20 protein-coding genes are annotated in these 25,103 nt (G+C 56.7%); all 20 read left to right on the plus strand.

Annotation, left to right across the window (positions count from 1 at the left end):
- Window positions 1-2 precede the first annotated feature (2 nt).
- The 20 genes from NTX17_03615 to NTX17_03710 all read left to right on the plus strand — a co-directional run bounded on the left by NTX17_03615 (window position 3) and on the right by NTX17_03710 (window position 25,073).
- A complete protein-coding gene (locus NTX17_03615; protein ID MCX5800457.1) occupies window positions 3-2,618 on the plus strand; it encodes a hypothetical protein in 2,616 nt (871 codons plus the stop codon).
- A 22-nt stretch (window positions 2,619-2,640) separates the two neighbouring features.
- Window positions 2,641-3,870 (plus strand): glycosyltransferase, encoded by a 1,230-nt coding sequence (locus NTX17_03620; protein MCX5800458.1) that lies wholly within the window; start codon window positions 2,641-2,643, stop codon window positions 3,868-3,870.
- Between the two features lie 39 nt (window positions 3,871-3,909).
- Complete coding sequence (locus tag NTX17_03625; GenBank protein MCX5800459.1) at window positions 3,910-4,884, plus strand: D-glucuronyl C5-epimerase family protein; 975 nt, start codon at window positions 3,910-3,912, stop codon at window positions 4,882-4,884.
- Window positions 4,881-6,170: a glycosyltransferase family 4 protein gene (locus tag NTX17_03630; GenBank protein ID MCX5800460.1), complete on the plus strand. Its 1,290-nt coding sequence runs from the start codon at window positions 4,881-4,883 to the stop codon at window positions 6,168-6,170. The genes NTX17_03625 and NTX17_03630 overlap by 4 nt, the downstream gene beginning before the upstream one ends.
- Window positions 6,171-6,185: 15 nt before the next feature.
- Window positions 6,186-7,373 (plus strand): glycosyltransferase, encoded by a 1,188-nt coding sequence (locus NTX17_03635; GenBank protein ID MCX5800461.1) that lies wholly within the window; start codon window positions 6,186-6,188, stop codon window positions 7,371-7,373.
- A 24-nt stretch (window positions 7,374-7,397) separates the two neighbouring features.
- Window positions 7,398-8,666 carry a glycosyltransferase gene (locus NTX17_03640; GenBank protein ID MCX5800462.1) on the plus strand — a complete coding sequence of 423 codons (1,269 nt, stop codon included), beginning with the start codon at window positions 7,398-7,400 and terminating at the stop codon, window positions 8,664-8,666.
- Window positions 8,663-9,790 (plus strand): glycosyltransferase, encoded by a 1,128-nt coding sequence (locus tag NTX17_03645; protein ID MCX5800463.1) that lies wholly within the window; start codon window positions 8,663-8,665, stop codon window positions 9,788-9,790. Before NTX17_03640 ends, NTX17_03645 begins: the two co-directional genes overlap by 4 nt.
- Before the next feature lie 178 nt (window positions 9,791-9,968).
- Complete coding sequence (locus tag NTX17_03650; protein MCX5800464.1) at window positions 9,969-10,970, plus strand: GDP-mannose 4,6-dehydratase; 1,002 nt, start codon at window positions 9,969-9,971, stop codon at window positions 10,968-10,970.
- Entirely contained in the window at window positions 10,970-11,959 is a 990-nt protein-coding gene (locus NTX17_03655) for a GDP-mannose 4,6-dehydratase (GenBank protein ID MCX5800465.1), read from the plus strand. The genes NTX17_03650 and NTX17_03655 overlap by 1 nt, the downstream gene beginning before the upstream one ends.
- Window positions 11,960-12,081: 122 nt before the next feature.
- On the plus strand, window positions 12,082-12,774 hold the full coding sequence (locus tag NTX17_03660) for a sugar phosphate nucleotidyltransferase (protein ID MCX5800466.1): 693 nt from the start codon (window positions 12,082-12,084) through the stop codon (window positions 12,772-12,774).
- 18 nt (window positions 12,775-12,792) lie between these two features.
- Window positions 12,793-13,536 (plus strand): DapH/DapD/GlmU-related protein, encoded by a 744-nt coding sequence (locus tag NTX17_03665; protein MCX5800467.1) that lies wholly within the window; start codon window positions 12,793-12,795, stop codon window positions 13,534-13,536.
- Between the two features lie 129 nt (window positions 13,537-13,665).
- Window positions 13,666-14,775 (plus strand): DegT/DnrJ/EryC1/StrS family aminotransferase, encoded by a 1,110-nt coding sequence (locus NTX17_03670; GenBank protein ID MCX5800468.1) that lies wholly within the window; start codon window positions 13,666-13,668, stop codon window positions 14,773-14,775.
- A complete protein-coding gene (locus NTX17_03675) occupies window positions 14,772-17,264 on the plus strand; it encodes an alginate lyase family protein (protein ID MCX5800469.1) in 2,493 nt (830 codons plus the stop codon). Before NTX17_03670 ends, NTX17_03675 begins: the two co-directional genes overlap by 4 nt.
- 59 nt (window positions 17,265-17,323) lie before the next feature.
- On the plus strand, window positions 17,324-18,373 hold the full coding sequence (locus NTX17_03680) for a Gfo/Idh/MocA family oxidoreductase (GenBank protein MCX5800470.1): 1,050 nt from the start codon (window positions 17,324-17,326) through the stop codon (window positions 18,371-18,373).
- A complete protein-coding gene (locus tag NTX17_03685; protein ID MCX5800471.1) occupies window positions 18,370-19,260 on the plus strand; it encodes a hypothetical protein in 891 nt (296 codons plus the stop codon). Before NTX17_03680 ends, NTX17_03685 begins: the two co-directional genes overlap by 4 nt.
- 37 nt (window positions 19,261-19,297) lie before the next feature.
- A complete protein-coding gene (locus NTX17_03690) occupies window positions 19,298-20,614 on the plus strand; it encodes a UDP-glucose/GDP-mannose dehydrogenase family protein (GenBank protein MCX5800472.1) in 1,317 nt (438 codons plus the stop codon).
- Window positions 20,611-21,762: a glycosyltransferase gene (locus NTX17_03695; GenBank protein MCX5800473.1), complete on the plus strand. Its 1,152-nt coding sequence runs from the start codon at window positions 20,611-20,613 to the stop codon at window positions 21,760-21,762. The genes NTX17_03690 and NTX17_03695 overlap by 4 nt, the downstream gene beginning before the upstream one ends.
- Window positions 21,759-22,793 (plus strand): radical SAM/SPASM domain-containing protein, encoded by a 1,035-nt coding sequence (locus NTX17_03700; GenBank protein ID MCX5800474.1) that lies wholly within the window; start codon window positions 21,759-21,761, stop codon window positions 22,791-22,793. Before NTX17_03695 ends, NTX17_03700 begins: the two co-directional genes overlap by 4 nt.
- A complete protein-coding gene (locus NTX17_03705) occupies window positions 22,771-23,982 on the plus strand; it encodes a glycosyltransferase family 4 protein (protein ID MCX5800475.1) in 1,212 nt (403 codons plus the stop codon). Before NTX17_03700 ends, NTX17_03705 begins: the two co-directional genes overlap by 23 nt.
- Window positions 23,979-25,073 carry a glycosyltransferase family 4 protein gene (locus NTX17_03710; protein MCX5800476.1) on the plus strand — a complete coding sequence of 365 codons (1,095 nt, stop codon included), beginning with the start codon at window positions 23,979-23,981 and terminating at the stop codon, window positions 25,071-25,073. The genes NTX17_03705 and NTX17_03710 overlap by 4 nt, the downstream gene beginning before the upstream one ends.
- Window positions 25,074-25,103 lie beyond the last annotated feature (30 nt).

Below are 25,103 nucleotides of genomic sequence, written 5' to 3' on the forward strand. Positions count from 1 at the left end.
ACGTGAACACGGTGGCCAGCGAGAAGACCGTCGCGCGGTTCTTCCTCGCAGTGTTTCTCGTCTCTCTGGGCGGCCTCTGGCTTTGCCGCGCGTGTGGGATAACGAACGGATTCAGTCTCGCCCCATCCCTTTTTCTGTTTCTGATCGCTCCCGGTTTCATTCCTTCGCTCAGGATAGGACGGAAGCTTGGGCTCGGTCTCCTGGAAGTGCTTCCGTTTGCTGTCAGTTTGAGCTTGGGGCAGGCTGCTCTCTTGCTTCTGGTGTTCGATTGGCTTGGTCTCTCCGTGTTCAATGCAACGTGGGCACTGCCGACCTGCACTTTGGCGTGGTACCTTTGGATCGAACTCGCGGGCACGAGGGGAACGGAATTCGGAGCCGGATCGGACATCGACTCCGCCCAACCGCGTCTGAGTCGACGGGCCACGAGGTTCCTCTACTTGGCCTTGCTTCTCTACCTCATTGCCGTCTCCGTTCTGCTTCTCAGGGCCGGCGCCCCTCTCCAGTGGCAGACTGATGCGCCGGCGCATCTTGCTGCTATCCGCGGTGTGGTTGAGGAAGACAGGGTTTTCCCCGCGATGCAACCTTACGGCCCAAACGGAGTGGTGAAACCCGACCCACGATTCGGCGTTTTTCATGCGCTGTGCGCGCTCCTTTTCGTCGCCTCTGGAACAGAGATATACACTCTCTGGAAAGCGCTGCCCGCCTTCTTCACTCCATTCCTTGCCCTGGGGCTCTTTTCTGCCACGAGGTCTCTGACTGGAAACGTCAGAGCAGCCTTCGCCGCCGCCTTTCTTTTCCCGCTCTGCTATGGTGGTATTGGTGGTGGCGCGCTTCGCACAGTTGGTTACCCGAACAGAGTGTCCATGCTTCCGTACCTCGTCTCGTTGGCAGTGCTTTTCACGTATCTCCGAGCGGAGAGAAGATGGCTTCTGATGCTACTCGGGATTCTCGCCGTGACGACGGTCGCGGTACATGTCTACTATTTCATCGAGTTTCTCTTCGTCGTCACTTGTTTCTTCCTTCTGAAATTTCTGGTGTCGTGGGCCGACGCGTCTCGGATTGCCAAGTGTTGGGCTCGCGTTGTCGGGGTCACCGTAGGCATCTCACTGCCGTTTCTCGTGTACAGGCTTCTAAGCTCGTATTCCACGGCGAATCCATATTCCGTTGAGGGCCAGAACCTCCTCTACCTGGACGAACGGTTCTACATTCTGAACCCGTTCAAAGCCTACGGCTGGTTCGGTCTTGCCGGCACAGCCTCGCTCTTGCTCTTGCCATACTTCATTCTGCGTGCAAGGAAGAGCGACGCGTACGTCTTTGTCACGGCGGCAACCGCAGGACCCTTGCTTCTGATATTCAACCCCCTCGCCATGCCCGTCGCGAGCAAGGTGCTGAGTTATCTTGCCTGGCGATTGATGTGGGCCGTGCCGTACGTTCTCTCGATCGGGATCTTCGTGACAGAGTTTCCCGTAAACATCAGGCGTTCGTCGCTGAAGAGCAAGTTTTTCTCCTGCGTCGGGATGGGGCTCGTTGTGGCGGCGCTCCTCGGAACACTGAATTGGAGAGTGGATTTCTACAAGAAAGCCGTTGAGACGACGCGGGAATCCTTCGCGGACGATTTTGCCGTGGCTTCCGGAACTCTCGGCCGCCTCGACAAAGAAGTGAAAGGCAGACGGGTCTTTCTCTCGGATCCAGTCACCGCATACGCGATTCCTGCGTTGACGAGGCACTTCGTGACGGCGATACCCGTGGCTCATTCCGCGCCGACCGATTCCTTTCCCGTCAGCAGGGTCAGGGACGCTCTCGATGTCCTCAATCCCTCGGTGGGTCTTCGACGAACGGCCGAAGTGCTCCGAAAGTACGGCGTGGAATATGTGATGGTCAACACCGGCTTTTCTGAGAGACTGCACGCGTTTGAATACGAAATCGATCCCGAGGAGCAAGAACGTGTCCTCTCAAAGATCACCTCTGCCCGTGTCTTGTTCGAAGAAATCTTTTCCGAGGGGGACCTGCATGTTTTTCGCGTGACCGATTTGAAGAAGGCGGAATTTCAAGAGGGCGGGCTGTCGCGGAATCTCGTTCCGGGCGAAGCGGACTTCGTTTCGACGCCGATCGCTGATTTCGCGAGCCTCTTTTCCATGGAGAGAGTCCGCGTATCGCCGGCGTCCGTGGAGCCGGGCGACTCAGTCAGCGTTCACTTTCTCTGGAAGTGCCTTTCTCCTCTTCCACGTGAAGACGTCTACAAGCTATTCATAAGAATGGACACCGAGTTTCCAAGAGGGCGCTTCTTCGCGAAAAGCTTGGGCAAGCCCTACAGGAAGCTCCTCGAACGAAGGGTCGGAAAGAGGTTTAGACTCAAGGTGGACGTGGATCCAGAGGGGTGCGAGCCTCCCTTGCACCTCTGGAAGAGGGGGGAACTCGTGGAGCAGGTCGTAACCTTTCCGGTTCCGCTAACCCTGTCTCCGGGCAGGTACAGTGTGAAGGCCAATCTGAGAAGGACGCCCGCTTCGATGGACTTCCACGTTTCTGACTACTTGCGGGACGAAGACTACTTTTCTGGCGTTGAGATAGGAAGCGTGGTTGTTCGAGGCGAGAAGACGACCGACGCTCGTGTGCCTTGAAGGAAGGTGAACCCGGGATCGTATGAAGATCGCGTTTGTGGTGGAGAGTTTTCCGAACAAGGACGAGATGAGCGGCGGCGTCAAAGTGAGTGTAAGACGACAAGCCGAGTCCTTGAATCGCGAGCACGACGTGGTCGTCTTTGCTGCCCGCACGATTTTCCCGAGGCTTGCGCGATATTCCAAGATGAAGGAAGCTCAGGGGAGAGGTGGAGATTTCCGCGGCTCGGAAGGCGGCATGAGAATCTACAGACCTCCGTGCGTGCACGTCCCCTTGTTGTGGAAGGCCCTGGGCCCGCTTCAGCTGGCCTTCTGGATCGTCATCGTCTACTCGACCTTCGAGCGAAGGATCTCTCTGATACACGCGCACAGATGCTTTCCCGTCGGCTTTGCCGCGGCTCTTGCCGCCTTTCTCTTGAGGCGCCCCGTCGTCCTCACGACGCACGGCTCGGACGTGAACTTCGGCCTGAAAAGAGACGCCGTGGGCCTCTGGATAAGTCTTGCGAGCAAATACGCCCTGAGGCACGCGTCGATCGTGATCGCGGTGAGCAATGCGCTTGCAGGCAAGATAGTGTCGGCGGGCACAGAGAGAAACAGGATCCGTGTAATCCCAAACGGAGCCGAGGCCTCGCTCGTGAAGTCAATGGACAAGCAGGAGGCCAGGAGAAAGCTGGGGCTTCCGGCGGACGTTCGGATCATTCTTTTGGCGTCGAATCTCGTGCCCGTCAAAGATCCCCTCACGATGGTCAGGGCGTTCGCGATTCTCAGTGAGACCGTGAAGGATGTCATTTTGGTGATTCTTGGAAGGGGCGAGCTCGAGGAGACCCTGCGCAGAGAGATCGGTCTGCTTCCTGCCTCGAATTCCGTTCTACTGAAAGGAAGAAGGCCGCACGAGGAAATGCCTCTGTGGCTCGCGGCGTGCGATATAGTGGCTCTCTCGAGCCTCGACGAAGGTTCTCCCCTCATGGCCGTCGAGGGTTTCATCAGCGGAAAGCCGTTTGTGGGGACGGCGGTCGGTGGGGTGCCGGAAATCGTCTCGGATGAAAGCCTGGGTCTCCTGGTTGAGCCGGCGAATCCTTCGTCGCTGGCCGGAGGTCTCAAAGAAGCATTAGGCAGGAAATGGGACAAGGAGAAGCTGGCACGGCACGGTCTCAAGTATTCGTGGGAGAATCTCAGTAAGCAGATATCCCAGGTGTACGCCGAAGTGTGCGGGTGTGTCTGCGCGAGAACTTCTCAGGAAGGTTCTTCCGCGTGAGTACCAGGAACCCGGTCCTGCTGCCGGGAAGGAGCCGGAATGGTTTCCGAAAAAGAAAGGGTTCGAAAACTCCGCTTCACGATCGGCACCAAGATACGAGGGCAAGTTCTCGGAGAATACTACGTTAGCTTCAGAAACTGGGTGCCGTTCATAGAGTCTGGAGGCTACGGCCCCCTCGATAAGGACGGGATTCCCCTCGTTCACTACTCGGGTGACGCAAGGATGAGCGGGATCGGTCCAGTCTATTTTGCCATCACAGTGGCACAATATGCGCTCGGCATTTTCGACCTGTGGTTGGACACGGGCCTCGATAAGTACAGGCAGAAGTTCATGGAGCTCGCACGATGGCTCGAGCTCCACGCTGAACCTGTGGGCGATGCCGCTCTGGTGTGGCCTGCCGGATTCGACTTTCATGTTTACGGGCTCGACGCGCCCTGGATTTCCTCCATGGCCCAGAGCCAAGTCGCTTCAGTGCTGCTTCGCGCGTACCAGGTCGAAAAACGGAACGAGCTACGAGAAATGGCCGGAAAGGCCTTGGCCACTTTCTACATTCCTGCGGGCGAGCCCGGAGGAGTGAGGTACGTGGACGGTGACGGAGACGTGTGGTTTGAAGAATACGTGACGGACCCTCCCGCCCACGTGCTGAACGGCTTCATATTTTCGCTCTTCGGATTGGATGAGTTTGCGAGGGTCACGTCCGACGACGCTGCGCGGCAGGCCTGGGACGAGGGACTCCGCACCCTTGAACGAAAGCTGTACCTTTATGACACGGGCTACTGGTCGAGATACGACCTCTTGCGCGACTCCGTGGCGAGCACGTTCTACCACGGCAACGTTCACGTGCCCCTACTCAGAGCACTTCATCTTGTGACCGGCAAGAGTATCTTCCTCGACTTTGCGGACAAGTGGCAAGAATATCTTGAGAGTACCGTGTGCAGGTTCAGGGCAAGGTATTACAGACTGCCTTCGAGGGTCGTGCGAAAACTCGGCGGGGTGGTGGGAGGACCGAAATGAAGATCCTCTATGTTTGCTCTGACCCGAGCATCAGGCCCGGCAGTCGCGGGGGCGGATTTACGACGCACATGGAAGAAATGATTGAGAGCTTCAGGAAACTCGGGAACGAAGTCGTCGTCGTCGACACAAAGACTGGCTCTCACGAGGGGCCGCAGGCCGCGAACCCCAAGAGCGACTGTCTTGAGAAGGATGACCCCCGGACGGAGAGAACGCGTAACGAAGGCTCGCAAGAAGTCGGCCCGAGCGTGGCAAGATCACGCGGAGTGGATTGGCGCAACGCGCGGAAGGTGCCTCGCGTGCTGAGGGTGACTCTGCGAGATCTGTTCTACTGCCTCCACAACGCCGGTTTCTATTTCCGAGTCGCGGCGGTTCTAAAGAAGACGCGCAATCTCGATTTTGTGTACGAACGTTACTGCGTCTATCAGTTCGCGACCTCGATGGCCGCGCGCAAGCGGGGCGTCCCGCTCATACTTGAAGTCAATGCTTCAACGGACGAATTCAAGCTGACGGACGGTCTCGGCTTGAGACCGCTCGCTGCCCTTGTGGAGAGAGTGTTGACCAGGAGAGCAGACGCCGTGATAACCGTCTCGGGTTTTCTCAGGGACCGTCTGGTGCGCAGGGGCGTCCCGCCGGAGAAGATCCACGTGATGCACAACGGTGTGAACCTTTCCAAATTTTGTCCGGACACGCCGGGTGACGCGATTCGGCGGACGTTCGAATTGTCGCGAGAGGACGTCGTTGCGGGCTTTGTCGGAGGATTCTCCGCTTGGCACGGGGCACACCTTCTGCTCGACGTGGCACCTCTTGCCGTGAAAGAAAACAAGAGAATCCGCTTCTTCATGGTGGGGGGAAGAGAAGGGAGCCCCAGGTTCGAACGTTTTCGAAAAAGCGTGCGCGAGAGGGGGCTCACCGAGATATTCCGCTTTGCGGGAGAGGTGCCTCGGGAACGCGTTCCCGAGCACATAGCTGCCATGGATGTCGCCGTAATATCCTGGGCGACAGATTATGGCTCTCCGACCAAGACCTTCGAGTACATGGCAATGGCCAAGGCGCTGGTTGCTCCACGGGTTGCGGCGCTAGAAGAAGTCTTGACGCACGAGAAAACGGCTCTGCTTGTGGCCGCCGCCGACGTGCAGGACATGGCCAGGGCCATCGTGCGTCTCGCTTCTGATCGGAATCTGCGGGACAGTCTCGGCGCGAACGCGAGGAGGGCGGTCGAGGAGAAATATAACTGGGACCGTAACGCGGCCGCGACCGTCGAGATCGCGAAGGGTCTTATTGGATAGAAAAGTGTCACGGAAATGGAGAAAGAGAGAAGTCGTGTGACGAGAGTCATGTATTTCAGCGACGCCCCCTATTTTGGCGGAGCGGAAAGGTACCTCGAGCTTCTCATCTCGGGACTCAACAGGGAGGCGTACGAGCCCTGCGTCCTGACAACCGGAGGAGCGCGACTCCGGGACTTCCGAGAGCGGCTTGCAAAAGCGGGAGTGGCCGTCTTCGAGATTTCTCTGAGCGGTCCTTACGACGTGCCGGGATACATCGAGATCGTGAGGATCGTCAGGAAGTGGAAGCCCGATCTCTTGCACATAAACCTTCCAGGAACGTACGACGCACAGGCCAGTCTCGTCGCACCAGTTGCAAAGCTCGGTCGCCGCGTTTCTGTCGTAACTACCGAGCATCTCGCAATGGTTGAGGGAACGTGGAAAAGACACTGCGCAAAAAGGTTCAGTGATCTCTTCGTGAGGGCAGTGGTCTCCATTACGCGATCGAACGTAGAGTTTCTCTCGGGCACCCATCGAGTGCCGCTCTCTCGTATTGTGGTGATTCACAACGGGGTCGACATTGCCGAACTTGACAAGGCTGCCTCTTCACACGTACGTTCTGATCTTGGGCTCGACGCCTCCACGTTCGTTTTCGCGACGGTGGGAAGCCTCGTGGAGAGAAAGGGACACCGTTACCTGCTGGATGCGTTTGCCGAACTTTGCGTTTCCGGCCATCGCCGGAGTGCGCTTCTGATCGTCGGCGAGGGAGGAGAAGAGACGTCGCTCAAGAGAAAATGCTCGGAGCTGGGTCTCGCCGGGAAGGTCTTCTTTTTGGGACACAGGGAAGACGTGCAGAGTATTATGCGTGATGTAGACTGCCTGGTCGTTCCTTCGACCGTGGAAGGCATGCCGTTCGTGATCCTTGAGGCGATGGTGGCGTCTAAGTCTGTTATTGCCAGTCGAATACATGGAATACCTGAGGTAATAGTTGAGGGAGAGACGGGCTTTCTGGTCCCTCCTCGCAACGTTGACTCGCTTTACGAAGCAATGCGGAGAGTGCTCGAAAATCCGGCGCTCTCCCGTCAGATGGGTGCGGCTGGCAGGCGAAGGATTGAGGCTTATTTCTCTCACGAGCGGATGGCGCGGGAGATCGAGTGCGTCTACGACGTGGTTCTTTCCGGAGGCAAGCTGCCCGGGCCGAGAACGTTGTGTGGATCCGGCCCATAGAGATGGTGGTTTGGAATTGACGCTATGACAAGAATATTGATAGTCAAACCCACGTTGCCCTATCCGCCTGACCAGGGCACGAAGATCGTCACCTTCAATCTGCTCAAGTTGCTTTCGACGCATTTTGAGGTAAGTCTGGTCTGCGGTCTGTTGAACAGAGACGATGAATCCAAGGCGGAGAATCTCAGGCCGTACTGCAAGAATGTTTTTACGTTCCTTCTGCCCAACAGAAAAAGTCTGGCACACTCTGCCTACTACAAGGCGCTCTACAAGACCAAGACGTTCTTGACAGGCTTTCCCCTCGAAGCCTACTACTGCAGTTCTCCAGAGCTTTCTCGGATGGTTGCCCGGGTGACCCGTTCCTCAGAATACGACGTCGCACTGTTCGAGTACTGGTTTACGGCAAACGCTGCGCGTTTTGCAGAAGTGCCGTGCAGGGTGCTTCTGGAGCATGACGTTGACTTTCTCAGGTTACAGAGAAGACTCACCGTCACCCGGGGTTTCTGGAAGAAGCGCAGCATGGAGAGGACTCTGTCGACCGTGAGAAACAGGGAGGTACGTGCCTATTCGGAGTTTGACAGGGTACTCGCGCTTTCGGGAACGGACAGCGTCCTTGTCGAGAAGCTAGCTGGGATAAGGGGGGTCTCTGAGCAACTGCCAGTGATGGTGGACTGCCGCAAGTACCTTCCGAGGCACGAAGGAAAGATTCCCTCGTCGATCGTCTTTCTGGGAGCCTTGGATGCCGACTTCAACGTCGACGCCTTGGAGTTCTTCTGTCGCGAGATATTTCCACGCGTTCGAGCTGAAGTCTCTGGAGCCAGGCTCTTCATCGTTGGCCGCAGGCCACCGGTGTCTGTCCAGAAGCTCGCGGACGGGGAGCGAATCGTCCTTTCGGCAGACGTGCCCGACATAGCCCCCTACGTCGGCCGTTGTATGGTTCAGGTCGTGCCGTTGCGCTTCGGAGGGGGCGTGAGGATCAGGACCCTTGAAGGCATGGCGATGGGAATGCCCGTCGTGAGCACGACGATCGGAGCGGACGGGATAACCGCCGTTCCGGGAAGGGATCTGCTTCTGGCGGACACGCCTCGCGATTTCGCGGCCGGAGTCTGCGAGATTCTGCGCAGTCCACTTCTGGGACGGAGACTTGGGGAGAGAGCGAGGGAGTTTGTGGTTGGGGAACACAGTGAACGCGTGGTGGAGACGCGCGTCGTGGAGATATTCCAGAGGCTGGCGGAGCAGGCCAAACAGAAAAGAGAATACATAAGCCGGAGAGCCGAGGAGGTCGCCCGGTGAAAGTGACGCTGATGGGTCATTATCCTCCTCCTTACGGCGGCGTGGCGGCACTGATGAAACAGATGGAGGCCGCCCTTTCCGCGAAAGGCTGTAGGGTGAGCATATTCAATCTTGGCTCGGGCCGGCCCGTCGGAAAGAACGTAGTCAATTTCAGCACCAACAATAGAGCCCTCGAGTTTTTCCAGCTCTCCAGGTACGTTGTTCTTTCCGACACGGACGTTTTTCACTACCTTTCGGCAAGTTACAGATCCTTCTGGCTGGGGGCAGTCTGTATAGTGTTGGCAAGACTCGGGAGCCACAAAATTGTGATCTCGTTTGTCGGAGGTGCTTTCAAAGACTTCGTTGACGGACTTAATCCTGTGGCAAAAGGCGTCGCCAAGGCCGCTCTCAACCTGGCCCACGCGGTGGTTGCCTGTAATTCTGAGATCGAGGAAGTGTTGACGATGCTCTTGCCGCGGAAGCATATCTTGACGCTGAGCAACTGCTTTCCACCTTTGGCGGCGAGTTCGCCGAATCTACCGCAGACGGTCGAGAATTTTGTTTCTTCTCACTCGCCCGTGGTCTGTTCGACGGGGGCCGCCTCTACGGAGTATGGTTTGAAGAGTGCCTTGGAAGCCGTCGCGATGTTGCGGAAGGACTATCCGAGAATAGGTCTCGTTCTTGTCTTGACGAGATACGGAGAAGCTCCTTACGAAAGGGAACTCTTTGCCGCCATTGAATCGCTCAAGCTCGGAGAGCACGTCATCGTGGAAAGAGAAGTTCCGGATTTCATCTCCCTTCTCAAGCGTTCCGATGTTCTGCTCAGAACCGCCCTGGTTGACGGTGACTCCGTGTCTGTGAGAGAGGGCCTTTTTCTCGGGTTACCCACCGTGGCAAGTGACACGCCATTCCGTCCCGGGGGTGTTATCCTGTTTCGTAAGGGAGACTCCGTTGACATGGCACAGAAGCTAGGCCAAGCGCTCAAGACGGAGAAGGGGCGCTCCGCCTCGGTGGGGGGGGTCCAGAGGGAGAGCGACGAGAACGTGGAACGGCTTCTAGGCGCGTACCGTGCTACCCTCGGGTCAGACCCTCCCGCGAAATCGTGCACGCGAGCCAACTCTGCCGACCGCAGGTCGGGCGCATGAGACTGTGGCGAGATGGAGTCGCGGCTTTTCAGGGCACACACTTTAACGCGTTGATACACAGCGCGTTACTGGCCGCAGAGCCCCTTTTTGGTCTCATGTCGAGTCGTCTTATTGACGATAAGTATAGGGAAGTAGTAAAATTAGAAGATTATGGCTGGTTGATTGAACTGGAGATTCGATGAGAGCCCTGGTAACTGGAGCCAACGGCTTCGCGGGATCTCACCTCGTTCAGCTTCTGCTCGGCGAGGGTTGGGAGGTTCTCGGGATTACTAACGACGTCAGGCTGAATCCTCACTTGAATGCCACTTCGGGCAACTTCACCCTCGAAGAAGTTGATATTTGTGATAGACGAAGGCTGGTTCCGCTTGTGAGGAAATTCGCACCCGAGCGCGTGTTTCATCTCGCTGCCGTCACTCTCAAAGACGTGAGCAGGGTCGCCGTTGACGAGCTCTACCGGGTAAACGTGCAGGGAACTCAGAATCTCTTCTTCTCTACGCTTGAGGCTAAACTTGAGCCTTTCGTCCTAGTCACTGGATCTAGCGCAAGTTACGGTCCACTAAGCTCTGTAGACGACAGGCCGTTGGCCGAAGACAGTGCCCTCTGTCCGCAGAGCATTTACGGTGCAAGCAAGCTGGCTCAAGAGGTCTTCTCCGCCTCGTTTGGCACTAGTACAGGACTCGATGTGGCGCGCACGAGGGCCTTCAATCACACGGGCCCCGGCGAAGGCTCTCACATGGCCTGTTCTTCTTTCGCCAGGCAAATCGCGGAGTGCGAACTGGGACGAGGTTCCGTCATCGAGGTGGGCAATCTGGATTCCTACAGAGACTACTGCGACGTACGAGATGTAGTTCAAGCTTATCTCCTGGTTGCCACAAGATCGCGTGCCGGAGAGGTGTTCAACGTGTGTTCGGGAAGGGCAGTGTGCATGCGCGCAATCGTTGAGCTCCTTGTTTCGATGTCGACGAAGAGGATCAGCGTCTCGGAGGATTCGAGCAGACATAGGGCCGCCGACGTGAGCTATCAACGGGGCGATTACACGAAAATCAGGAATACACTGGGTTGGGAGCCCAGGATTCCTTTGGAGAAGAGCATGTCAGATTTGCTGGACTACTGGCGCAGTAGACTGAAGGAAGACGGACCCAATCTGAGCAGCAGAGCCGCCGAAAGGAGAACGCCGTAATGAACTGGCAAGAGCAGAAGGTTCTCGTAACAGGCGCGGGAGGTTTCATAGGAAGCCATCTTGTTGAGCGACTCGTGTCCCTGAAGGCCTCGGTGAGAGCGTTCGTTCGTTACAGCTCGAAAGGCACTTACGGACACATTGATAGCTTCGCCCCGCAGACAAGAGAGAAGATCGAAATCGTCGCAGGTGATTTGAGAGATCCCGAAGCCTTGAGGGCGGCCTCCAAAGATGTAACGGTGATATTCCACCTGGGAGCTCTCGTGGCGATCCCGTATTCCTACGTGCATCCCGTCGAGGTCGTGGAGACAAACGTTATCGGGACACTGAACGTGCTTTGCGCCGCCAGAAGTTGTGGGGTCAGGCAGGTCGTTCACACTTCCACGAGCGAGGTGTACGGGACCGCGCGATACGTCCCCATTGACGAGAAGCATCCTCTCTGTGGCCAGTCGCCCTACTCGGCGAGCAAGATAGGCGCAGACCAACTGGCGGAGAGTTTCTTCAGGTCGTTCGAGCTTCCCGTTGCGATCATACGCCCATTCAACACGTACGGACCGCGACAGTCCGCCAGGGCCGTCATCCCCTCGGTGATAACCCAGGTCATTTCGCGCGGCACTGTCTACGTGGGAGCCACGCACCCAACTCGCGACCTGACGTTTGTCGATGACACCGTCGAGGCGTTCATCAAGATCGCCGAGACTCCGGAAGCGATAGGGAAGGTCACAAACGTGGGCTCAGGCAGGGAAACCACCATAAGGGAGCTTGTCGACATGATTTGCTCCATAGTCGGCAAGGATGCCAAAGTCATCTTTGATCCTGCGCGGCTAAGGCCTCCCAGGAGCGAGGTCGAAAGGTTGCTCGCAGACACAAGCCGCATGAGAGAACTCACGGGCTGGCAGCCGTCCGTCTCTCTGGAGGACGGTTTGCGTAAGACGGTCGACTGGATATCGGATCATTTCTCACTGTACAGGCCCGACGTGTACGCCATCTAGCCCGTCTGCGCCGGTCGCGGGAGGGCGGCCCGCCGGGCGACCGTGGAGCAACCGAAGACAGGAGAAGCGCAGGGGAGAACGCAAGAGAGGCGCAGCGAAGAGCACCGGAGAAGAGGGAAAGAATGACAGCCGTAGTGATGGCAGGTGGTCTGGGTTCGAGGATGAGACCCCTCACCTATACGATTCCCAAGCCGCTTTTGCCCATCGGTGAAAGGCCGATACTGGAGATAATCCTCTCGCAGATGAGAAAGGCCGGTTTTTCCAGGGTGTTCATAACGACCGGCTATCAAGCGGAGCTCGTCAAATCGTACTTCGGGAACGGTTCCCGTTTTGGAATAGAGCTGGAGTATACGCAGGAGCCTGAAGTGCTCGGCACTGCGGGAGCGCTTTTTCTCTTGAAGGGCAGGATAGATGAACCCTTCTTGGTCATGAACTGTGACATCCTGACGTGCCTTGACCTGCGCAAGTTCTATGATTCTCACGTCGAGAGTTCCGCCTCAATGACGGTCGGCGCCGTGAGCTACGAAGTCCAGGTGCCCTACGGTGTGCTTGAGATCAGAGACGGCGACATAAAGGCGATCGCGGAGAAGCCCAGAACCTCTCACCTCATCGTGGCGGGCATATACGTCATGAACCCCGAGATCTTCGACATCACGAGGCCTGGAAAAACAGACATACCCGAAGTGATAGAGATCCTGATTGCTCGGGGGAAGAAGGTGGCGGTGTGCGAGATCAAAGAGCGATGGATTGACGTCGGGAAGCTGAGTGACTACGAGAGGGCAAACAACGAGTTCAAGCTTTGGAACGATCTGTAGTGCTTCTGAGGAGGGGGAATGGAAAGAGTGATTCATGAAACCGCCAGGATAGATTCGAGCGCGACTCTTGGTTCCTATCTTGTGATAGGAGAAAGAGTCGTCGTGGGCCCGGGCTGCGTTGTTGGAAACGGCGCCGTGATTCACGCCGATTCGCTGGTCGGGGCAAACGTCAGGATCGATGACCACGCGGTGATTGGGAAACTCCCGATGCGAGGCGCGATAAGCATTCTGAAGGAAAGTTGCGAGCTTCCTCCTGCAAGGATAGGGGACGGATGCATCATCGGGACTTCGGCTGTCATATACAGGGGCGCCGAAATAGGCGCGAAAGTCCTGATAGCCGACCTTGCAACGGTCAGGGAAAATGTGACAGTGGGGGAATCTACGATTATTGGCAGGGGTGTCACCGTCGAGAATCTCTGCACGATCGGGAGCTACTGCAAACTGGAGACCGAAAGCTACATCACGGCCTATTCGGTTCTTGAGGACTACGTATTCATAGCCCCTCAAGTTTCCACTTCCAACGACAATTTCGTCGGACGCACAAAGGAGAGACTCAAGCACTTCAAGGGAGTCACAGTGAAGAGGGGAGGTAGGATAGGGGTCGGGGCCGTCATCCTGCCCGGCAAGGTCGTCGGAGAGGACGCTCTGGTCGCCGCGGGTTCCGTGGTGACACGAGACGTGCCTTCCAGGAAGATAGTGATCGGCAATCCGGCGAGAATATGGAAGGACGTCCCGGCAGAACAGTTGCTTGAGAATCAATAGTCCGGCGAATTCGTTTCCCGCCGAGCTGCACCTCCGGCCTCCGTCTCAAGGCTTCTCGAAACAAGGTCGGCGATCGAGTGGTTCAGCTTGAGGAGACGTGAGGAGTTCAGGCTGCGCGAGGAGGATTGAGTGAACGTACCATTCTTGGATTTGAAGCAACAGTACCTTTCGATAAAGGAAGAGATCGACCAAGCAATAGCGGGCGTTCTTGAGAGCTGCAATTTCATTCTCGGCGAACCAGTCAAGGAGCTGGAGGAACGCATCGCGCATTATTGCGGAGTCAAGCACGGCGTGGCAGTGGCCTCCGGTACGGACGCCCTCTACCTTTCTCTGAAGGCATGCGGAATCGGGCCCGGAGACGAGGTCATCACGTCTTCCTACAGCTTCTTCGCATCAGCGGGAACCATCTGGAACGCGGGCGCCAAACCTGTTTTTGTGGACATAGATCCCGGCACCTTCAACCTGGATGTTTTCCAGGTGAGAGAGAAGATTACGGGCAAGACAAAGGCCTTGATGCCCGTCCACCTTTTCGGACAGTGCGCCGACATGAGACCCCTGCTGGAGGTGGCCAAGGAATCCGGACTCACGGTGATAGAGGACGCCGCCCAAGCCGTAGGCGCGACTTATCAAGGAAAGCGGGCGGGCTCGATGGGCACCGCGGGCTGTTTCAGCTTCTATCCCAGCAAGAACCTGGGTGCCTACGGTGACGGAGGAATGGTGATCACCGACGATGCGGTCGTCGCGGACAAGGTCAGGCTGCTGCGTGTACACGGGGCGAGGCCCAAGTACTTCCACAAAGTCACCGGAATCAACAGCCGGCTTGATGCCCTTCAGGCGGCGGTGCTCCTGGTGAAGTTCAGGCACCTGGACGGCTGGAGCGAAAAGCGAGGACAGAATGCCGCCGTGTATGACCGTCTACTTGGCAATACCGAAATTGTGATTCCAAAGGTGGCGCCGGGAAACGTCTCGATCTACAACCAGTATGTTGTAAGGATTCAGAGAAGGGAAGCGGTGAGAGAGTTCCTCAAGAAGAGGGGCGTCGGAACTGACGTTTACTATCCGCTTCCTCTTCACCTTCAGGAGTGCTTCAAGGATCTCGGATACGCGAGGGGACAACTTCCACACTCCGAAAGAGCCTCTCTCGAGGCCCTGGCGATTCCCATTTATTCGGAGCTCACCCTGGAGCAGCAGGAATACGTAGTGTCGGCTCTCACGGACGCTCTCAAGGAAGCGCGATGACAAGTCTGAGCTGGAAGATACAGAGAATGCGGATGATGGGTCCAGTCGAGATAGGCGTAAGGACGGGGAGAGAAGTGCGGAATCTCCTCGAACACGTGCTTATTGCGGCCGGCGTGTCGCCCCGGTCTCTGGACGCCGAAATTCCCTGCGGTCAAGATGCCGCGGGCCTTCTCTTCCGGGGAAGATTCTTCCTTGATCCGCAGGACGAGCTTCTGCGGGCACGGTTGGGTGGTCTCAGCGCTCGCTGTCTCGAAGAGGCAGACGACGCACTGGCCCATCGGCTGTCTCTGTTGGGACAGAGCTACGACCTCGGTCCTGACATTGACTGGCAGTACGACTATCGCCTGGGCCGTAGATGTCCAAATCGTTACAGCAGTTTCATAGACTTGAAGGACCCCGGTCTTGAAGAGTCAATACGGTGGGTGTGGTACTTCAACAGGCATAGACACCTCGGAGCTCTGGGCCGGGCTTACTTCGTTACGCAGAAAAAGGAGTACGCCCAGGAGATCTTGCGCCAGCTTTGCGCGTGGATAGAACAGAATCCTCCGTGCGTAGGCGTAAACTGGACCGCCCCGCTTGAGATAGCACTCAGGTTGTTCTCCTGGATGTGGGCGATCGTTCCCCTGGGGAGCTTCGACGGCTTTACGCCGCCGGTCCAGAGGACCGTCGTGCGTTCGATCGTGCTTCAGATGAGACACATGTTCAGAAACCTCTCCACCTACTCTTCGGCGAACAACCACCTGATCACACAAGGGATGACGCTGTTTGTGGTCGGCACGTTATTCTCAGGCGCGCGCGAGGCGGATAGATGGAGGGACAGGGGGCTTTCTATTCTCTGGCAAGAAATCCTGGCGCAGACCTACTCCGACGGGGTGAGCAAGGAGCATTCTCTGCATTACCACTGCTTCGTGTGCGAACTGTACGCAATCGCGCTGATTTTCGCGCAGAGAAACGGAATCGAGATCCCGGGCAGAGTCAAGGAGCGATTTGCCAAGATGTGCGATTTTGTTCTGAGTGTGTCGGGCAAAGACGGGAAGATGCCCGCCATCGGCGACTCGGATGACCAGACAGTAATCCTGCCCTCCGACGAGAAGAGTTTTTTCGACGGGCTCATGGCCTGCGCAAGCTACATTACCGGGGAGAGCGCGTTTGCCCGAACGTTAGACGAGATTCCTCCGGAGGCGGCCTTTCTCCTGGGTCACGAAGGTCTGGATCGACTTCAGGGCAGAACGCATGTCGCGTCTGACATCGACGGCGTCGAGGCTCGAGTCGAGAAGGGAAAGTACGGAGAGAGTCACGGTTCCAGAGTCTTCTCGGAGGGCGGCTACTACGTGCTTGCCGACAAGAACGACGGCATAGAGAGCCGTTGCGTCCTTGATTGCGGTGAGCTCGGACTCGGGAAAACCTCTGCCCACGGCCACGCAGACTGTCTTTCCGTCACGATGACCGTGAACGGAATGGACGTCCTGATCGATCCCGGTACGTTCACCTATCACAGTCAGCCCGCGTGGAGAGCGCATTTCAGATCTACAAACGCTCACAACACTGTCACGGTAGACGGGCTCAGCCAGTCCGACATGCTGGGACCCTTTGTGTGGGGACACGGAGTCACTCCGAGACTCGAAGACGTGGCGATCGAAGCCGGTTTTGATTTCGTTGTGGGTTCTCATAACGGATATCAACGGCTTTCCGACCCCGTGAGGCACAGGAGAGTCGTTGTCTTCGTCAAGCCGGCCTTTCTAATAATAGTGGATTCATTGACCGCGAAGGGTCGGCATCAATACGAGCAGAACTTTCATTTCGCCGGCGAGGCCTCTTTGTCCACCGAAGCCGGCCTCGTTCGGATCTCGTCTCTCGGCGCAGATCTGGAATCGCTGTTTTTTTCTCCGCTTCTTGCGAGGGGAATGGGCGCGCTCTTCTCCGGTCTGGAGGAGCCCATCGTGGGCTGGCGCTCTCGAGCGTTCTGGCAGAAAGAGCCGTGCCAATGCCTTTCTGTGAGGGGAGAATTCAGGGGATCTCTGCTTATCGAAAGCTGCATTCTGAGTGTTCCGTCGGGTCATTCACAGGAACACGTTGTCTCGTTCTCGAATGCGAATCCGGAGGGACGAGGCTACAGTCTCGTCGAGAGAAAGACGCCACTCTACTCGGAAACCTCACTGATAAACCTGAGCGGGGGACAAGTGGGTGAGAGACGTCTGGAGTCTGACGCAGACTACTTGTGCGTGCGCGAGTTTCCCGCAAGCGGAGCACTGGAACTCTTTGGGAGAAACGTGGGAAAGGTTTTGCGCAACGGCCAACCCATTCTCGAGGCCCCCAGTAAGTTTGCCTTTATCAAGGTGAGAGTCGAGGAAGAGAAGGTCAGATTCGAAGGCAGAGGCGCCGGCACGGTTCTGGTGCGTGCGCGGCAGACCGCCAACGTCGTCTCGTCCGTGCCGATCGTGACCTGCTCGAGAGAAGGGGAGTTCATAAGAATTTCCTCCGAGACATAGTGGAGGCAGGAGCAGATGAGTAGGACTGGCAACACAGAACAGGAATACCGGAGGAGTTGATGCACGAGAAACTGAGGATTGCTATTGCCGGAATGGGTGAGATGGGAATGGTCAGGGCGGTCATTGCCAAAGGCCTTTCTCAATACGAGCTGGCGTGTGTGATCGACTCTCGCGGGACCTTCGCCCGCCTTGCGGGAAAGCAGCTGGGCGTCGGCCACTACTCCAGTTATGAGAAGGCCGGTTCCGCAAAAGAGTTCGACGCCTTGATAATCTCCACGCCGCTAGAGTCTCACTATGAACTTGGAATGCAGGCGGTCCGCGACGGCAAGCATGTTTTCTGCGAGAAGCCGCTCGCGGGAAGCTCCACGCGCGCCATCGAAATGCACAGAGAGGCTGCCGAGCGCCGCGTGACGGCGCAAGTGGGGTACAACTGGCGTTTCTACGTGACCTTCAGAAGGGCCAAAGAGATTCTCGACGGAGGCGCTCTGGGCGAGCTCAAGTACGTCAGGCTGGCGGTCTACAAGAGTGAAGTCACAAAACCTGAAGAAAAGAGCGAGAAAAGAAACAGGGAAGAGCGATTTGGAATCTACGGTGCGCTTGCGGTCCACGGGCTCGACCTCCTCCTGTGGTATGCCGGAAAACCGGCCAGCCTGAGCGCGCAGACCTCACGCGTGTTCAGCTCCGGGCTTTCGGACCTGATCTCCGCAGTTTGTAGGTTCGACAACGGAGTGCACGGAGTGATAGACCTCGGGTGGAGTCACCACGGATTCGTCGAGAAGGACGAGCTGTCCCTCTATCTCACGGGAACACTGGGTTCCATGAACGTGAATTCGGACTGCATAGAGATGTACCTGGAGAGAGAATGTGGAGGCTTCCCGTGCGGTGACTCGATCACGTATGCGTCGGAGATTCCATATCACACAGAGTTCTGGTTTACGCACAGGGGGCTGTCCCACGAGATGGAGGCGTTCGCGCGCGCTGCTCTTCAGCGTACCGACGCCAGCCCTTCGTGGTACGACGGTTATCTCGTGGACAGACTCGTTGAAACGTTGGAGGAATCCGGCAAGAGCAGGAAGATAATCTCACCCGTGATTGAGGAGTCAGAATGAAACTACCGAAGGTAATGCTGGGGTCGAATCCCTTTCACGCTGTTTCTTACAGGAGCACTCAAGAGAGGAAGGAGTTCAGAAGGCGCTTCTCCACCGTCGAGAGCATATACAAGGTGATGGAGCGCTCGGCAGAGATGGGCGTGAGGGGTTTCCACTCCTATGCCAAGGACATGGAGATAAGGGCCATCGTCAAGTTGAGAGAAAAACTGGGTGATTCGATGACTGTGGTTTCGATCCTGCCCGACATCTACGGTGCGATGTCACGTCAGGCGGGAGGCAGTTCGCAGGACAAGAACCTGGCCAAGATCAAGATGCTGTTCAAGAACATGCCCGCCCTCATGTCAGCCGGGATGACGGGTAACCTGACGCCGATGGTTGACTCTATTCTCAAGGCCGAGCTTGCCTTCATAAAAGATACCAGACCCAACTTTGTCCTTCTTCACGGCACCCTCGTGGACATTGCTTGCGTTACGGAACAGAAGAAATTGCTGGTTCTCTTCAAGGAGAGGGTGCTTGACGCCGGAGCAGTGCCCGGGCTGACTACCCACAATCTTGGGACGACGTACAACAAGTTGAAGGAAATGAGCGTTCACTTTCCGGTCATAGAGGCGCCTTTCAATCCCAAGGGTTTCATGATGCAGCCGTCGGTGGAGGCGTGTCTCAAAGTGAGGAAAGAGGCCGGCGATGTGCATTTCATAGGAAAGAAGATTCTGGCGGGAGGTTCGGGAGATCCGCGCGGCGGCCTTACTTATGCTTACAGGGAGGCCGGAGTTCAATGCACGGTCATAGGTATCGGTAGCGTCAGCGAAGCGGACGAGACATTCGGCATCGCGAAGGAAGTGCTGGGAGAGGAATTTTCCTACGAATATGACGTCAAGGCAACCTGACGGCAGGAAGCCGCACTGAATCAGAGGAGCTTTGAAGATGGAAATCTCGGTCTTCGGACTTGGTTACGTCGGAACGGTCACGTCCGCCTGTCTTGCAAAACTGGGACACGTTGTCACCGGGGTCGACATAAACGAGTTCAAAGTTGACTGCCTTGCAAAGGGCAAGAGTCCCATAGTCGAGACAGGCATCGAGGCTCTCATCCGCGAGATGAAGGCCGCCGGAAGACTCACCGCCACGTCTTCGGCTGCGGAGGCCGTGAACTCGTCCCGGGTCAGTGTCATTTGCGTAGGAACGCCTTCTCGCGAGAACGGCTTCATGAATCTTGGATACGTCGAAAGAGTGTGCAGGGACGTCGGCAAGGCCCTGGGCGCGGTCGGTCACTTTCACGTGCTCATGTTCAGAAGCACCATGCTGCCCGGCACCGTGGAGAAGGACCTGATTCCGATGCTGGAAGAGACTTCGGGGAGAACGGCGGGTTCCGACTTCGGCGTGTGTTACAACCCTGAATTTCTGAGGGAAGGCAGCGCCGTTTCCGATTTCTTCAATCCACCTTTCACGCTCCTCGGGGTAAGCGACGAGAGGACCGCTCGCGTTGCAGAGGAAGTTTTCTCGTCTCTCAGCGCCCCGGTCGTCAGGACGACATTCAAGGTTTCCGAGATGGTCAAGTATGTGTCCAACTGTTTTCACGCACTCAAGGTTACGTTTGCCAACGAGATTGGAAACCTATGCGGGCACGAGGGAATGGACAGTCACGAGGTCATGAAGATTTTCTGTATGGACAAGAGGCTTTCCATATCCGAACAGTACTTGGTTCCCGGCTTCGCTTTTGGCGGTTCGTGCTTGCCAAAGGATGTCAGGGCGCTCCTGGCCAAGTTCCGCGAGGCAAAGATCGAAGCTCCCGTCGTTGACGCGATCTTGAGGAGCAACGATAACCAGATACGGATTGTTCAGAGGATGATCGAAGACACCCGGAAGAAAAAGATAGGAATACTGGGCGTGAGTTTCAAGGCGGGCACGGACGACCTGCGCGAAAGCCCGATTGTCAAGGTGATCGAGAGTCTTGTCGGCAAAGGATTTGCAATAAAGGTGTACGACGAGAATGTCGAGCTTTCCAGGCTTCTCGGCGCAAACAGGCAGTTCGTGCAGGAAGAGGTCCCTTATCTGCCGTCGATCATGTGTTTTTCTGTGGACGAACTCCTCGACTTTGCGGAGGTCGTGGTCATAGCGAATAAAGGTGTGGGATTCGCCGAAATGGGCAAGAGGCTGCGGAAGGATCAGGTCGTAATAGACCTCGTGCGGGTTGTGAAGGACGGTTCTGAAACGGCCGGCACTTACAGGGGAATAAGCTGGTGAGAAAGAGTTTCCCGCCGGAAGGCGGTGCTCCGGCCGGAGAGCCATATCATGTCACGTTTCTGGCTTCTACCCTGGGGACGGGAGGGGCAGAAAGGATGATTCGTGAATTCGCGCTGAGACTGGACGGGCACAAGTACGCGCCGTCCGTCGTATGTCTGAATGCGCGCGGCGAGGTCGGCAAGGAAATCTCCTCCCACGGGATTCCTGTCGTTGATGGCATAATGGGCTCGAGATCCGACCCTTTCGTCCTTCTCAAGCTCAGACGAGCTCTGAAGAACCTGGCAACGGATCTCCTCTTTTGCCTGGAGCATCGCGACGCCGTGGTCCTGGGCACGCTGGCATCGCTTGGGCTGGTGAGGAGAACCTTTGTGGCTGTGCATTCCACCAGGTTGTGGGGAGGTCAAAAGAGCCTGGGGTTGACCACGCGCTGGTGTCTCAGATTTGTAGAGCGAGTCCTGGCCGTGGGTGAAAACCAGGCGGCCTATCTGGCTCAGGAAGAGGGAGTCGCGCGCAACAAGATAGCGGTAATACCCAACGGAATCGAACTCTCCGAGTTCGAGAAGATGCCTTCGCCTGCCGAGGTGCGGGGTTTGATTGGCCTCAAGCCCGACTCGCTCGTCGTCGGCATAGTGGCCGCCCTGAGGCCGGAGAAGAATCATGAACTTTTCCTCGAGGCCGCCTCAGTTGTGGCAAGAGAGATGGAGGAAGTCCATTTTGTGATTGTCGGAGGAGGAAAGAGAAGGGCCCTGCTCGAGGGTCTGGCTGCCGGCCTCGGGATAACGAGCAACGTTCACTTCGTGGGCGAACGAAACGACGGAAGACTACTTATCCAGGCCTTCGACGTCGCCTTGCTTTGTTCGCATCCGGTCGTGGAGACTCTGCCGATCTTTCTGATGGAGGCCATGGCTCTCGGAAAGCCGGTCATATCGACGAGAGTGGGAGACGTGCCCTCTCTCGTAGAGGCCGGGACAACCGGTTTGCTGGTGCCTCCGGGTTCACGCGAAGAACTATCCGGCGCGATGCTCAGACTTCTTCGAGACGAAAGGCTTCGGGTGGAAATGGGCAGACGCGGTCGAGAGAAAGTGGCGCGAGAATTCTCGCTCGACCGCTCCGTTCGGATGCTGGAGCGTCTCATAGAGATGAATTGAGAGCGCGTCGCAGGAATTCAGGAATCGAGGAAAATGTGAGACCTACTTCTGCCGTCATCGCCGTCACATACAGATGTAATTCGCGTTGTGGGACTTGCGACATCTGGAAGAAAGACGTAACACCGGAGCTGCGCCCGGCTGATCTCAAAAGACTCCCGGCGGGTCTTCGCAACATAAACGTGAGTGGCGGCGAGCCCTTTCTGAGAGACGATCTTGTAGACGTGATCGGCGTCCTGCGCGAGAGAAATCCGAGAGCGAGCATAGTAATCTCCACGAACGGCCTCCTTCCGGAGCGAATCGAGAGAGACGTGCGAAGAATGGGACGGGTCGGGGTGCGGGTCTCGATAGACGCGATGGGAGCGCTTGACGACGAAGTCAGGGGAGTGAGCGGGGCCTTTGCCCTTGCCTCGGAGACGCTTGACCGCCTGCAGGCGCTCGGGCTCGGAGACCTGGGTATCTCGGCGACCATCGGCCGGCACACTGCCGGAGACTTGAAGAAACTCAAGGAGATGGCCGAAACTCGCGGCGTCGAGTTGGTGACGAGCCTCGTGCATAGCTCGCCTACCTATTTTGGAGAGCAAAAGGACGAGCTTCCCGAGAAGGGAAGCCTCGAAAGTGACGCCATCCAGAGGGAACTTGTCTGGTTGAGAGATCGAGAGCTCCGTTCCGCGAGACCTAAGGATTGGTTCAGGGCATATCTCACGGCCGGCATCGTAGACCAACTCCGCGGGAAACGGAGAAGGATAAAGTGCCATGCAGGCGCGTGCTTTTTCTTCATGGAACCGGCGGGAGATATCTATCCCTGCAACGTGTGGCCCGAGAGAATGGGCAACATAGTTCTCGAGAGCTACGATGAAATGGTGGCCAACTCAGGACGGATACTTGCAGGCGTGAATGAGTGTCCGTTTCAGTGCTGGATGAGTTGCACGGTCGCACCCGCGATGAGGAAGCACCCTCTGAGACCGGCGCTTTGGGTGGTCGCGAGGAAGCTCGGAGTGAGCGAACGACATGAAGATTCTTCAGGTAAATAAGTTCTTCTTCCTCAAGGGGGGAGCCGAAAGATACTTTTTCGAGCTGTCCGGGCTTCTTTCCTCAAGAGGCCACAAGATTATTCCGTTCTCAATGCAGGACCCCGCAAACGTGCCCTCACCGTATGCAAAGCATTTTGTGAGTAACGTGATTCTTGACGGCACAGGTTCGACCTTCCAGAAAATCAGAACCGCGGCCAGGGTGATCTACTCGTTTGAGGCGCGCAGAAAGCTGGAGGAGCTCATACACGAAGAGAGACCCGACATTGCTCACGTGCACAACATCGCCCATCAGATTTCTCCGTCGATAATAGGCCTTCTCAAGAAACACGGGATCCCCGTCGTCCAGACTCTCCACGATTACAAGCTGGCTTGTCCTGCGTACTTGATGATCGTGAGAGGTCGCCTGTGCGACGCGTGCGTGGCCGGGAAATACTACAACGTTCTGCTGAAAAGATGTACGCACGACTCACTGCTTGCGAGCGGCGTGGCGTGCGCGGAGATGTATGTGCACAGACTGACGGGAACCTTCTCGAAGGTAGATGCATTCTTGTGCCCCAGCGAGTTCATCATGGGCGTCATGCGGCGCTCTGGCATCGAAGCCCAGAAGCTCTTTCACGTTCCTCACTTCATCGATCTGAACCATTACGAGCCGCGTTACGGAGGCTCGGAGTCTTTCATATACGCGGGTCGTCTGTCGGCGGAGAAGGGCCTCAAGGTGCTTCTCGAGGCCAAGCGGAACGTGAAGGGATTCAACCTCGTGGTGGCAGGCGAAGGCGAACTCCGCGAACGGCTTGAGGCGTACGCAACGAATGACGGCGACGTTTCATTCATGGGGTTCCTTCCGAGGGAGAGACTGGCTCAAGTCTGGAGAGACGCGGCTTTCACGGTCGTGCCGTCCGTGTGTTACGAGAACTTCCCTTATACCATTCTCGAGTCGTTTGCATTCGGGAAGCCCGTGATTGCGGCCAGAATAGGCGGTATGCCTGAACTGGTCAGAGACGGAGAGAACGGTTTCCTTGTGGAGCCTGGAAACGTCCGTGACTTGACCGAGAAGATACTATATCTTGTCTCGAGACCCGACGAGATCTTGAGGATGGGAAGACTCGCGCGTGAAACCGCCGAGAGAACGTACTCTGCCGAGAGGCATTACGATAGCATCATGAAGCTCTACGAGAGGATGGCAAGATGAAGATAGCCATGATAGGCCAAAAGGGAATCCCCGCAACCTATGGCGGCATTGAACGCCACGTGGAAGAGGTGGGAATACGGTTGGCCAGTCGGGGACACGAAGTGAGTGTGTACTGTAGGTTCTACTACACGAGGGTCACGGACAAGTATCGAGGCGTGAGGCTCCTTAGACTGCCGAGCGTGAAGACAAAACACTTCGATACTCCGACGCATTGTGCCATCTCCACGTTGGATTCCGTGTTCAGGGGCTACGACATCGTTCACTTCCACGCCCTGGGACCTTCGCTCTTCAGTTTCATGCCACGCCTCACGGGAGCCAAGACGGTGGTTACGGTGCACGGTCTTGACTGGCAGAGGGAAAAATGGGGACCCGCCGCCTCGTGGATTCTGAAGCGCTGCGAGTATCCCGCCATCCACTTTCCTTCAAGAACTGTCGTCGTCTCACGCACTCTTCAAGAGTACTTTCGAAACAAGTATGGGATCGAGACTACGGTTGTTCCGAACGGAACAAACATCCCCACCTCCAGAGCGTTGTCCAAGCTCAAGAAAGCGGGGCTCGAAGCGGGCAACTATGTGCTTTTCGTGGGAAGGCTTGTGCCGGAAAAAGGTTGCCACTTTCTCATCGAAGCCTTTGAGAAACTGGACACGCGTACGAAACTTGTGATTGCGGGAGGGTCGAGTTTCTCGAGCGAGTACGTCGATACCCTCAAGAGGCACGCCAGTTCCAGGGTCGTCTTCCTCGACTACGTCTACGCGGACACGCTTGAGGAACTCTGGAGCAACGCGCTGCTTGTGGTACAACCCTCCACGCTCGAAGGTCTTTCCATCTCTTTGCTAGAGGCTCTCAGCTACGGCAGATGCGTGCTCGTGAGCGACATCCCCGAAAACCTGGAAGTGGTCGAGGACTGCGCTCCGTCGTTCAGGAGCAAAGACGTCGAGGATCTGAGAAGCAAGCTTGAGATGCTGTTGGGCTCGCCCGAGTTGCTCGCGGCGTACGAAAACAAGGCCAAGCGTCACATATTGAACAGATTCACGTGGGACGGGGTGACGAACTCACTCGAGCAAGTATACCTCGAGCTTCTCTCCAAGTAGGTCGTTCAGGTCGGCCGAGCTTATTTGTGT

Source organism: Candidatus Eisenbacteria bacterium (genome assembly GCA_026388185.1).
Lineage (GTDB): Bacteria > Eisenbacteria > RBG-16-71-46 > JAFGJU01 > JAFGJU01 > JAPLKG01.

What these genes read in the sequence shown, in the direction of transcription:
- NTX17_03685 (MCX5800471.1), top strand. Translation starts at nt 18,370, where the DNA reads ATGAAACTACCGAAGGTAATGCTGGGGTCGAATCCCTTTCACGCTGTT.
- NTX17_03690 (MCX5800472.1), top strand. Translation starts at nt 19,298, where the DNA reads ATGGAAATCTCGGTCTTCGGACTTGGTTACGTCGGAACGGTCACGTCC.
- NTX17_03650 (MCX5800464.1), top strand. Translation starts at nt 9,969, where the DNA reads ATGAGAGCCCTGGTAACTGGAGCCAACGGCTTCGCGGGATCTCACCTC.
- NTX17_03640 (MCX5800462.1), top strand. Translation starts at nt 7,398, where the DNA reads ATGACAAGAATATTGATAGTCAAACCCACGTTGCCCTATCCGCCTGAC.
- NTX17_03655 (MCX5800465.1), top strand. Translation starts at nt 10,970, where the DNA reads ATGAACTGGCAAGAGCAGAAGGTTCTCGTAACAGGCGCGGGAGGTTTC.
- NTX17_03625 (MCX5800459.1), top strand. Translation starts at nt 3,910, where the DNA reads ATGGTTTCCGAAAAAGAAAGGGTTCGAAAACTCCGCTTCACGATCGGC.
- NTX17_03680 (MCX5800470.1), top strand. Translation starts at nt 17,324, where the DNA reads ATGCACGAGAAACTGAGGATTGCTATTGCCGGAATGGGTGAGATGGGA.
- NTX17_03660 (MCX5800466.1), top strand. Translation starts at nt 12,082, where the DNA reads ATGACAGCCGTAGTGATGGCAGGTGGTCTGGGTTCGAGGATGAGACCC.
- NTX17_03630 (MCX5800460.1), top strand. Translation starts at nt 4,881, where the DNA reads ATGAAGATCCTCTATGTTTGCTCTGACCCGAGCATCAGGCCCGGCAGT.
- NTX17_03620 (MCX5800458.1), top strand. Translation starts at nt 2,641, where the DNA reads ATGAAGATCGCGTTTGTGGTGGAGAGTTTTCCGAACAAGGACGAGATG.
- NTX17_03665 (MCX5800467.1), top strand. Translation starts at nt 12,793, where the DNA reads ATGGAAAGAGTGATTCATGAAACCGCCAGGATAGATTCGAGCGCGACT.
- NTX17_03710 (MCX5800476.1), top strand. Translation starts at nt 23,979, where the DNA reads ATGAAGATAGCCATGATAGGCCAAAAGGGAATCCCCGCAACCTATGGC.
- NTX17_03675 (MCX5800469.1), top strand. Translation starts at nt 14,772, where the DNA reads ATGACAAGTCTGAGCTGGAAGATACAGAGAATGCGGATGATGGGTCCA.
- NTX17_03705 (MCX5800475.1), top strand. Translation starts at nt 22,771, where the DNA reads ATGAAGATTCTTCAGGTAAATAAGTTCTTCTTCCTCAAGGGGGGAGCC.
- NTX17_03635 (MCX5800461.1), top strand. Translation starts at nt 6,186, where the DNA reads ATGGAGAAAGAGAGAAGTCGTGTGACGAGAGTCATGTATTTCAGCGAC.